This is a genomic window from Nonomuraea sp. NPDC005692 (assembly GCF_040631115.1).
Taxonomy (GTDB): domain Bacteria; phylum Actinomycetota; class Actinomycetes; order Streptosporangiales; family Streptosporangiaceae; genus Nonomuraea.
The window spans coordinates 656,900-665,194 of record NZ_JBEXYU010000002.1 but is presented as its reverse complement, the minus strand read 5'-3'; the positions used below and the strand labels follow the sequence as shown (position 1 = coordinate 665,194).

Genomic DNA, 8,295 nt, shown 5'->3' with positions numbered 1-8,295 from the left:
AACCAGTCGAACGACTCGGTCTGCAGAGCGAGAAGATCAGGAACTTCGAGGGGCTCCTGGATGCGCGCGAAAGAGACGCGACGGGGACCAGCGGGTACGGCGGAGGCGTTGCGCGAGGCTGCCAACAGATGTCCTTCCGAGGGCTCGCGGCGGACTGACTACACGCACGCCAGACAACCTCGCAACGTGAGCAAGCATCACGGGTCGTCAAAGGGCAGCGCAAAGGGGCAGTGTAGCCGAACGGCACACGCCTGTCCACTTCGCTCTCGCTGCATGCTCCACGTTGGTCGCAGCATCGCCCGTTCAGCCGCAAACGTCAAGCCCGCGAGCCCGACTTTTAGCCGCCTAGAGGCCCGGACGCTGGGTTTTCTCCCCAGTGTGATCGGGCGCCTACCGCCAGGCCCAAGACGATACCCGCGATCGTGGGCGGTTAACGCTCCGTCACCCCGGGGGTCGAACCCATGCCGACCACCGATGTAGCTGTGACTGGAGTACCCCTATCAAGGGCTTCGCCAAACCTGATTTTTGGTAACAATTGAAGGTAGCGGCACGCCCGGCGGCTCAGGCCGTTCCCAGCAGCGTGGACAGCCCCTCGACCAGCCATCGCCCGTCTTGCCTGACCATGACGAACCGGGCTCGGTTCTGGGTCACCTGTTGCTGGGGCCTGTCCTGGTTCGGCACTACTTTTACCGTAACCATGTTCACGAACAACAGGACCTCGACCCTGTCGGGCGTGGCGCGCTCGACGCCGGCGTCCACCACGGCCGCGGTGCGGACCGTCTTCTCGGCCTTGGCCTTGGACACCAGCGACGTGGTGAGCTCCTTGTAATGCCTGGTCAGCTCGCCCGTCGTGTACGCCCCGGCCCTGGCCAGGTCGGCCTCCACCGAGCGGTAGTCGTAGGAGAACATGTCGGGGGCGACCTGCCGGGCCGTCGCCATCGCCTCGGCCGCGGCCCCTTCGGCTCCCCGCAGGTCACGCAGGTCGAACCACATCCTGGGGACCAGCACGCCCGCGACGATCACCAGGACGCCGAGCAGCACCACAGTGACGGTTCTCACACCACCTGCACCACCTTCGACACCAGCCAGACGCCGCCGACCTTGGTCACGTCCATCGTCCAGCGGTAGAAGCGCTCCTGGGGCGGGCTCTTGGAACCGTCCCAGCGGATCTCGGCGTCGGCCACCACCAGCACCTTCGCCGTGCCGCCGGACATCGACACCAGGCCGGTCGCGCGCAGGACGCCGTGTTGGACGACCTTGTTGGCGACCGTGGTGCTCTTGAGCTTGCCCGCGATGGCCTGGTAGCCGGTCCTGGCCCCGCCCGTGCAGGTGTCGAGGATGCGCTGCACGTCGGCGTCGGCGGTCTTGTAGTCGAGCGAGACCAGGTTCTTGGCGTGGGTGCCGGCCGCCAGCAGCGCGGCCTGCCTGTCGTCGGCCAGGGCCTGCGCGTCACGCGCCTGGAGGGAGATCCACACGCCGGCGGCGACGAGCGCCGCCAGCGTCACGCTGAGGGCGGCCACGAGGATGCGTGCCGGGCGTGCGGGAAGCGCTCCCACCTGTGCTCACCCCTTCCGGCCGGTCGCCGGATCATAACCCGCGAGCCACTCCGCAAGCCCTGGAATCGACGGAGGCGGTTGGGGAGCCGGGGCGTTGCGGGCGCCGCGCACCCCGGTCGCGCTGCCACGCGGCTCCCTGCAGAACGCCTCGGGGTCGGGCGGCCGGGTGCTGACGTCGTGGGGCTGTCGCCTGCGTACGCCCTCGTAGCCCCGGGTGCAGGGCCTGGGCACGTTGAGGTCGAGGTCGAGGCCGAAGTGCAGGCCGTCGCGGTCGACCACGGAGAAGGCGCCCGCGACCGCGGCCGGGTAGCCGATCAGGAGCTGCCGGAGGGCGGTGACCCTGGCCGAGACCGTACGGCCGCCGATCACGAGGTGCGTCAGCAGCGGGCGCAGGTGGGGCGCGACGCCGTCGGTCAGGCGTTCGAGCGACTCGGCCGCGCGCGGGGTGCGGCCGATCACGTGGGCGAGGTCGCCGCGACCGTTCCGGAGCGAATCCGTCAAGCTCGCCAGATTCGCGGCGAATGCCTTCAGATGGCCCCCAGAAGCCCGCTGAGCGTCGAGCACGGTCTCCCCGTCGTGCAGGACCGCGACCGTCTCGGGAAGCACCCTCTCGGCCTGTCCGAGCAGTTTCTCGCCCGCGTCGGCCAGCCGTCGCAGGGCGGCCCCGTTGCCGCCGAGCCCCTTGTCCAGCTCGGTCACGACCGTCTCCAGGTCGTGCGGGTCGACCGAGGTCAGCAGGCGGTCGGTGTCGCCGAGCAGCTGGGCGGTGGGGACCGGCAGCCGCGTGTGCGCGCGGTCGATCACGTCCCCCTCCCGCAGGTACGGCCCCGCGCCCCCGGCGGGCCGCAGGTCCAGGTACTGCTCCCCCACACCCGACCGGTTGGCCACCACCGCCAGCAGGCCGCGGGCCGGGACGGGGTCGCCGACCCCTAGCCTGACCACGGCCCGCGCGCCGTCGCCCGCCACCGCCAGCGACTCCACCCGGCCGACCGGCACCCCTCGGTAGGTCACCTCCGAGCCGTCGAACAGCCCGCCCGCGTCGGCCAGCTCGACCGTGACCCGGTAGGCGGGGTCGAACAGGTCGGCGCCTACCCGGGCGTACCTGACCAGCGTGTACGCCACCGCCACCACCCCGATCAGCGCGAACGCCAGCAGCCTGACGGTCATCGCGCACCGCCGAGCAGGTTGCGCAGCGTGGTACCGGGCGAGGCGTCGACGGTCAGGTCGGCGTTGGCGTAGTCGCCGCGCAGCATGGACGAGGCCGATCCCGGGAACGGGAACGTGATCGCGGTCGCCAGCCCCGACGCGACGCTGTGGCGCGCCCGGTCGAGGTTGAGCAGGAGCTCGCGCAGGTGGCGGAGGTCGGCGAGGGTGTCGGCCTGGGAGCGCTCGACGACGCGGGTGGCGGTGCGGCCGAGCCGGTCGAGGGCGGCGAGCATGGCGGTCAGGCCGGCGCGCTGGCCCTTGAGCAGGGTGACGGCCGGGCCGATCTCGGTGGCGGTGGCCCTGATCGTGGCGCGCTGGGCGGCCAGGGTGCCGGTGAGGCCGTCGAGGGCGTCGATCAGCCGGACGATCTGCTTCTTGGAGCCGTCGAGCCCCGCGGCGAACGCGCCGAGCCTGCGCAGCAGGTCCTTCAGCCGGGCCGAGCGGCCGTCGAGCACGTCGGCCAGCTCGCGGTTGATGGTGGCGACCTGGTCGAGCCCGCCGCCGTCGACCAGCAGCGAGGCGGCCGACAACACCTCCTCGACCTCGGCCGTCGTGCTCGTACGGGCCACCGGGATCGGGCCGCTCAGCCGTCCGCGTCCGGCGGGCAGCAGCTTGACGAACTTCTCCCCCAGCAGGCTCGTCTGCGAGATCGCCGCCGACGTGCGGTCGGGCAGGGCGACGTCGCCGCGTACCTCGCAGACCACGTCGGCCCGCCAGTCGGCGCCCAGCTCCACGCCGGTGACCTCGCCCACGGTGACGTCGTCGACCTTGCACGGCGAGCGCGGCACCAGGTCGAGCGCGTCGGCGAACCGGATGGTCACCGCGTACGGCCGCTCGCCCAGGTCGGCGCCGCCGGGCAGCGGCAGCGAGGCCACCCCCTCGAAGCCGCAGCCGGCCACGGTCAGGAGCAGCAGCGCCAGGACGAGCGGGCCTCTCATCGCACGGGTCCTTCTGGCAGGGGGTCGGGCGGCCGGATCGAGGCGGGCAGCGGGACCAGGTTCTGGATGATCGTGTCGAACCAGCGCCCGTTGCCGGTCGCGTCGGCGAGCTGCCGGGCGAACGGCCCGAGCAGGGCCAGCGACCGGTCGAGGCTCTCCTCCTGGCGGCGCAGCACGGCGACGAACGAGCGCAGCCGTTCGAGGGCGGGTCTCAACGTGGTCCTGTTGTCGGCGACCAGCCCGTCGATCTGCCCGGCCAGCACCACCGTGTTGACCAGCAGCCCGTGGACGACGGCCCGCCGCGCGGAGACCTCGCGCAGCAGCAGGTCGCCGTCGGTGACCAGGCCATGGAGGTCGGCGTTCCGGCGGGCCAGCAGGCCGGTGACGGTACGGGCGTGGCCGACCAGGTCGTGCAGGCGGGCGTCGCGGGCGGCGACGGTACGCGAGAGCCTGCCGAGCCCCCGGAGGGAGGCCCGGATCTCCGCCGAGGAGCCTTCCATGGTCTGCGACAACACGGTCATGGCCGCGGCCAGGGCCCGCTCGTCGACGCGTCCCGCGGCTGCGCCCAGGTCGGCGACGGCGGGCGCGACCTCGTAGGGGACGCTCGTGCGCGACAGCGGGATCTGCCCCTGGAGCCGGCCGCCGCCCTCGGGCACGAGCATGACGAAATGGGCGCCGAGCAGGGTCTTGATCCGGATGTCCGCCCTGGTCAGCGAGCCGAGCCGGACGTCGTCGGCCACCCGCAGGTCGATGCGGACGTGGTCGCCTTCGAGATCGACCCCGGTGACCTCCCCGACCCTGACCCCGGCGATCATCACGTCGTCGTGCTCGCGCAGGCCCGCCGAGTCGGCGAACGCGGCCGAGTACGTGCTGCCGCGCGGCAGGCCGCCGACCACCAGGGCCGCCACGACCAGCGCGAGGGCCACGACGATGCCGCCGACGCCCAGCGGCACGGGGTCGCGTCTCCTGAAGGGGGTCAGTGGCATCGCGGGCTCCCGTTGACGATCTTCGGAGTGCGTACGCCGCCGCTCCTGACCGTGAGCGAGCAGAGGTAGAAGTTGAACCACGACCCGTAGGAGGAGGCCCGGACGAGCCGGCCGAGGCGGTCGGGTGCGCGGGCGAGGGTGTCCTCGACCAGGGCGCTCCTGGCGTTGAGCGCCTTGAGCAGCCCGTCCGCGTGCCGGACGCTCGCGCGCAGGTCGGGCCGGGCCCTGCGGACGAGGTCGCCGGTGACGGCGGTGAGGCGGTCGAGGGTGGCCAGCGAGTCGCCGATGGCCTCGCGGTCGCCGGCCAGGCCGCCGATCAGGGCGCGCAGGTCGATCAGCAGGCGGTCGTAGTCGTGCTCCCGGCCGGCGATCTCGCCGAGCACCGCGCCGAGGTTGGCGATCACGCGGCCGATCACGGCGTCGCGGTCGGCGAGCGTGCCGGTGAGGGAGGCGATGTGGCCGAGCAGGGCCTCGACCGTGCCGCCCTCGCCCTGGAGCACCTGGACGATCTGCCAGCTCAGCTTGTTGACGTCCTGGGGGCGGATGGCGTTGAGCAGCGGTCTGAAGCCGTTGAACAGGGCCGTGACGTCGAGGGCCGGGCGGGTGTCGGTGACGCGGGCGCCCGGCGGGAGCAGGCCGGGGCCGCCGGGGCCGGTGGAGAGCGTCAGGTAGCGGTCGCCGACGAGGTTGCGCCAGCGGACGGCGGCCACGACCGCGCGGGGCAGCGCGGTGGTGCGCCGCACGGAGAAGGCGACCTCGGCCTGGACGCCCGCCAGCGTGACGCTCTCCACCCGGCCCACCCGCACGCCGGCGATGCGGACCTCGTCGCCCTCGCGCAGCCCCGAGGCGTCGGTGAACAGGGCGTGGTAGACGACCGCGGCGGTGAAGCGGGCGCCCGAGATCGTGATCGCGAGGGTGGCCACGCACAGGGTGGTGACGAGGGCGAAGGCGGCCAGCTTGAGCGCCGGCCCGAGCGTGGTCATCGCAGCATCAGCCTCGCCAGGTCGGCCGTGCCGTCGTCGAAGCGCACCCCCGGGAAGGGCACGGGCGCGTGGTCGGGCAGGCCGTAGCAGGCCGGGGCCCTGCGGTCGGCGTAGCGCGGGGTGTCCTTGCCCGGTTCGTACGGGCGCGCCGGCCGGACGATCTCCAGCACCGCCTTCGCGCTGCCGTGCCCGAAGGCGTTGTCCAGCAGCGGCCGGAGGCGGTCGAGGCCGCGCAGGACGCACGGGATGACGGGCGCGTGATGGGCGGCCACGTCGAGGGCCGGGCGGACGACGTGCGGCAGGCCGACGATGCCCGGCTCGTTGGTGTTCAGCAGGCGGTCGGTGGCGGTGGCGGCCCGGGTGACGGCTGCGGTGGCCGGGGCGATGGGGGCGGCGGTGAGGGTGCGGCTGATCGCGGCACTGTTGGCGAGGGCGCGCAGCAGGTCGGGGGCGGCCTGGCCGTACCGGGCGGTGACGTCGGCGAGCTTGGCGATGTCCCGCCTCAGCGCCGGCAGGTGGGGCTGGAGGCGGCGCAGGTAGGCGTCGGTTCTGTCCAGGGTCGTGCCGAGCCGGGCGCTGCGGCCGTCCAGGGCGGTGGCCAGGGCGTTCAGGGCGGCGTTCAGGCGTTCGGGGTGGACGGCGCGCAGGTGGGCCAGCAGGCGGTCGAGGATCTCGGTGATCTCCACCGCGGCCGCCGAGGACCTGAGCACGTCGCCGTCGCGCAGCGGGCCGCGCGGCGAGCTGGGCGGGATCAGGGCGACGTACTTCTCGCCGAACAGGGTCTTGGCGCGTAGCTCGGCGGTGGAGGCGCGGTCGACGTCGTGGTCGAGGGCCAGGGTGATGCGGGCGCCGTGTTCGGCGGGCGCCAGGTCGGCCACCTCGCCGACCACGACCCCGTTGACCTTGACGTCGGCCCGGCGGTCGAGCTGGAGCCCGGCGGCCGGCAGCAGCAGCGTGACGTGCCGGGCGGTGGAGAACGCCTTCGTGTAGACGGCCAGCGTCAGGGCCGTGAAGGCGGCGACGATCGCCACGAGCGCGGCGCCGTGTCTCATCCGGCCAGCCTCACCGTCGTGGTCGTGCCCCAGATGGCCAGGCCGAGCAGGAGGTTGGCGACGTTCACCGTCACCAGCACCGCGCGTACGGCCCGCCCGACCGCCACCCCGACCCCGGCCGGCCCGCCGGTGGCGTGGAAGCCGTGGTAGCAGTGGATGAGGATCACCAGGACGGCGAAGACCATCGCCTTGCCGAAGGACCACAACACGTCGTAGGGCGACAGGAACAGCTCGAAGTAGTGGTCGTAGGTGCCCGTGGACTGGTCGTGCAGCACGGTGACGATCAGGCGGGTGGCGAGGTAGGAGGCGAGCAGGCCGAGCACGTACAGGGGCATGACGGCGGCGAAGCCGGCGATCAGCCGCGTGGTGACCAGGAACGGCACCGGCGGGATCGCCATGACCTCCAGCGCGTCGACCTCGTCGCCGACCCGCATTGCGCCGAGCTGGGCGGTGAACCCGCAGCCCACGGTGGCCGACAGGCCGATGGCGGCCACCAGCGGGGCGATCTCGCGGGTGTTGACGTAGCTGGACAGGAAGCCGGTGAAGGCCGAGCCGCCGATGCGGTCGAGGCCGGTGTAACCCTGCAGGCCGACCTCGGTGCCGGTGAAGAAGGTCATGAAGGCGACGATCGTCATCGTGCCGCCGATCACCGCCAGGCCGCCGCTGCCCAGCCCGACCTCGGCCAGCAGCCTGAGCACCTCCCGGCGGTAGCGCGCGCCGGCCGGAAGGGCCCTGATCGCCCTGGCGTAGAACTCGCCCTGCCGGTCGAGCGCCCTCATGACCGCACCAGCTCGTTGTAGACCGCGCTGATCAGGAAGTTCTCGGCGAACAGCAGCAGGGCGGCGAACACCACGGCCTGGTTGACCGCCTCCCCCACACCCTTGGGCCCGCCCGCCGCGCTCAGCCCCTTGTACGCGGCGACGAGCCCCGTCGTGACGCCGAAGACCAGCGCCTTGCCCTCCGAGACCCACAGGTCGGACACCTCGGCCAGGGCGTTGAACGACTGCAGGTACGCGCCGGGCGAGCCGCCCTGGACGACCACGTTGAACAGGTAGCCGGCGACCAGCCCGACCGTGACGACCAGGCCGTTGAGCAGCGGCGCGACCAGCGCGCAGGCGGCCACCCTGGGCACGACGAGCCGGTGGAGCGGGTCGACCGCGAGCACCTCCATGGCGTCGATCTCGTCCCTGATCCGGCGGGCGCCGAGGTCGGCGCAGATCGCGCTGCCGGCCGCGCCCGCGATCATCAGCGCGGTCACCACCGGGCCCGCCTCGCGGACGATGCCGAGCACGGCGGTGGCCCCGGTGAAGGACTGGGCGCCGAACTGGCGGATGAGGTTGCCGGTCTGCATGGCGAGCACGGCCCCGAAGGGGATGGCGACCAGGGCGGTGGGCAGGGCGCTCACGCTGACGATGAACCACGCCTGCCGGACGAGCTCGCGCACCTGGAAGGGCCGTCGCGCGGCGGCCCTGGCGGTGTCGAGCGACATGGCGACGAACCGCCCGACCTCTGCCGTCACCATATGCGGCCGATCGGACGCGGACAGTCACCGTCGAAGGCCGCGAGGAGGTACG

9 protein-coding genes are annotated in these 8,295 nt (G+C 72.8%); all 9 read right to left on the bottom strand.

Annotated features, from left to right (window positions below):
- Nucleotides 1–561: 561 nt before the first annotated feature.
- From ABZ459_RS08245 to ABZ459_RS08205, 9 genes are read right to left on the bottom strand one after another with little or no spacing between them, the layout of a single operon-like run.
- Nucleotides 562–1,059: a hypothetical protein gene (locus ABZ459_RS08245; protein ID WP_357967429.1), complete on the bottom strand. Its 498-nt coding sequence runs from the start codon at nt 1,057–1,059 to the stop codon at nt 562–564.
- Nucleotides 1,056–1,556 (bottom strand): hypothetical protein, encoded by a 501-nt coding sequence (locus ABZ459_RS08240; RefSeq protein ID WP_357967427.1) that lies wholly within the window; start codon nt 1,554–1,556, stop codon nt 1,056–1,058. Before ABZ459_RS08240 ends, ABZ459_RS08245 begins: the two co-directional genes overlap by 4 nt.
- Before the next feature lie 6 nt (nt 1,557–1,562).
- A complete protein-coding gene (locus tag ABZ459_RS08235) occupies nt 1,563–2,723 on the bottom strand; it encodes an MlaD family protein (protein WP_357967425.1) in 1,161 nt (386 codons plus the stop codon).
- Nucleotides 2,720–3,700, bottom strand: coding sequence for an MCE family protein (locus ABZ459_RS08230; RefSeq protein ID WP_357967422.1), 981 nt, complete (start codon nt 3,698–3,700; stop codon nt 2,720–2,722). The genes ABZ459_RS08235 and ABZ459_RS08230 overlap by 4 nt, the downstream gene beginning before the upstream one ends.
- Nucleotides 3,697–4,686 carry an MCE family protein gene (locus ABZ459_RS08225; protein ID WP_357967420.1) on the bottom strand — a complete coding sequence of 330 codons (990 nt, stop codon included), beginning with the start codon at nt 4,684–4,686 and terminating at the stop codon, nt 3,697–3,699. Before ABZ459_RS08225 ends, ABZ459_RS08230 begins: the two co-directional genes overlap by 4 nt.
- Nucleotides 4,677–5,669, bottom strand: coding sequence for an MCE family protein (locus ABZ459_RS08220; RefSeq protein WP_357967418.1), 993 nt, complete (start codon nt 5,667–5,669; stop codon nt 4,677–4,679). The genes ABZ459_RS08225 and ABZ459_RS08220 overlap by 10 nt, the downstream gene beginning before the upstream one ends.
- Nucleotides 5,666–6,721, bottom strand: coding sequence for an MCE family protein (locus ABZ459_RS08215; protein WP_357967415.1), 1,056 nt, complete (start codon nt 6,719–6,721; stop codon nt 5,666–5,668). The genes ABZ459_RS08220 and ABZ459_RS08215 overlap by 4 nt, the downstream gene beginning before the upstream one ends.
- Nucleotides 6,718–7,500 carry an ABC transporter permease gene (locus ABZ459_RS08210; RefSeq protein WP_357967412.1) on the bottom strand — a complete coding sequence of 261 codons (783 nt, stop codon included), beginning with the start codon at nt 7,498–7,500 and terminating at the stop codon, nt 6,718–6,720. Before ABZ459_RS08210 ends, ABZ459_RS08215 begins: the two co-directional genes overlap by 4 nt.
- Nucleotides 7,497–8,243, bottom strand: a complete 747-nt coding sequence (locus ABZ459_RS08205; RefSeq protein ID WP_357967410.1) for an ABC transporter permease — start codon at nt 8,241–8,243, stop codon at nt 7,497–7,499. Before ABZ459_RS08205 ends, ABZ459_RS08210 begins: the two co-directional genes overlap by 4 nt.
- Nucleotides 8,244–8,295: the final 52 nt, after the last annotated feature.

Excerpts from the sequence above, each read along its gene's own strand:
- ABZ459_RS08235 (WP_357967425.1), bottom strand. The coding sequence starts at position 2,723 with ATGACCGTCAGGCTGCTGGCGTTCGCGCTGATCGGGGTGGTGGCGGTG.
- ABZ459_RS08230 (WP_357967422.1), bottom strand. The coding sequence starts at position 3,700 with ATGAGAGGCCCGCTCGTCCTGGCGCTGCTGCTCCTGACCGTGGCCGGC.
- ABZ459_RS08225 (WP_357967420.1), bottom strand. The coding sequence starts at position 4,686 with ATGCCACTGACCCCCTTCAGGAGACGCGACCCCGTGCCGCTGGGCGTC.
- ABZ459_RS08220 (WP_357967418.1), bottom strand. The coding sequence starts at position 5,669 with ATGACCACGCTCGGGCCGGCGCTCAAGCTGGCCGCCTTCGCCCTCGTC.
- ABZ459_RS08215 (WP_357967415.1), bottom strand. The coding sequence starts at position 6,721 with ATGAGACACGGCGCCGCGCTCGTGGCGATCGTCGCCGCCTTCACGGCC.
- ABZ459_RS08210 (WP_357967412.1), bottom strand. The coding sequence starts at position 7,500 with ATGAGGGCGCTCGACCGGCAGGGCGAGTTCTACGCCAGGGCGATCAGG.
- ABZ459_RS08205 (WP_357967410.1), bottom strand. The coding sequence starts at position 8,243 with ATGGTGACGGCAGAGGTCGGGCGGTTCGTCGCCATGTCGCTCGACACC.